Below are 1,133 nucleotides of genomic sequence, written 5' to 3'. Positions count from 1 at the left end.
GTATCGGCGATATCTGCGACACGCGAACACCACGAACACCACGAACACCACGAACACGTAGGAGCTACCGAAGGCTGCGATCTTTTGATCTTTCGCCCACAAAAAAGCCCACTGACCGTCACCGGTTCAGTGGGCTTTTGACAGGGCTTCTAGTTACAGAGCCATATCCGTCGCAGCATTGGCCTTCGGCGCCTTAGCCGGAGCAGCCGGAGCAGCAGCCGGAGCCGCCACCTGACCAATCACCGGCGGCGGAGTCAGCTCCAACACCTTGGCGGTGTAAGCCCACTCTTGAGCCACTTTCTCAGGGCTGTTGTTCAGCTGAGTGCCGTAGCTAGGCACGATCTGGTGCAGTTTTTCCTGCCAGGCTGGGGTGGCAACCTTGTCCTTGAACACTTTCTGCAGCACGGTCAGCATGATCGGTGCGGCAGTCGAYGCGCCTGGCGATGCGCCCAGCAGGCCGGCGATGGTGCCGTCWKSSGAAGCAACGATTTCGGTACCCAGCTTCAGCACGCCACCGGCGGCTTCATCACGCTTGATGATTTGCACGCGCTGGCCGGCTTGCCACAGGCGCCAGTCTTCGGCTTTGGCATTCGGGAAGTATTCTTTCAGGGCATTCATGCGGTCTTCGTCAGACAGCATCAGTTGGCCTGCCAGATACTCGACCAGTGGGTATTCCTTGATGCCGACGCGGGTCATTGGCCACACGTTGTGCGTGGTGGTGGTGCTCAGCAGGTCCAGGTACGAGCCTTCTTTGAGGAACTTGGTGCTGAAGGTCGCGAATGGGCCAAACAGGATGACGCGCTTGCCGTCCAGGACACGGGTGTCCAGGTGCGGAACCGACATTGGCGGTGCGCCAACGGAGGCTTTGCCGTAGGCCTTGGCCAGGTGTTGTTCGGCGATGGCCGGGTTATCGGTGACCAGGAACGAGCCGCCAACCGGGAAGCCTGCGTATTCCTGGGCTTCAGGAATGCCGGACTTCTGCAGCAGGTGCAGTGCACCGCCGCCCGCGCCGATGAACACGAACTTGGCGTCGGTTTCGGTTTTGGTGCCGTCTTTCAGGTTTTTGTAGCTTACGCGCCAGCTGCCGTCTGCGTTCTTGGTGATGTCTTGCACTTCGCTAGACAACTTCAAGT

The 1,133-nt window shown here is 59.6% G+C and carries 1 protein-coding gene; it reads right to left on the bottom strand.

Going from position 1 to position 1,133, the window contains the following annotated elements:
- Positions 1-153 precede the first annotated feature (153 nt).
- Positions 154-1,133 (bottom strand): malate:quinone oxidoreductase (locus AC1DLB_RS30620; protein ID WP_477786356.1); only part of this gene is annotated, 980 nt, incomplete at its 5' end.

The organism is Pseudomonas sp. 05N434 (assembly GCF_056396965.1).
Note: the sequence above shows the minus strand (reverse complement) of the source record. Positions and strands in the feature narration are given on the sequence as shown.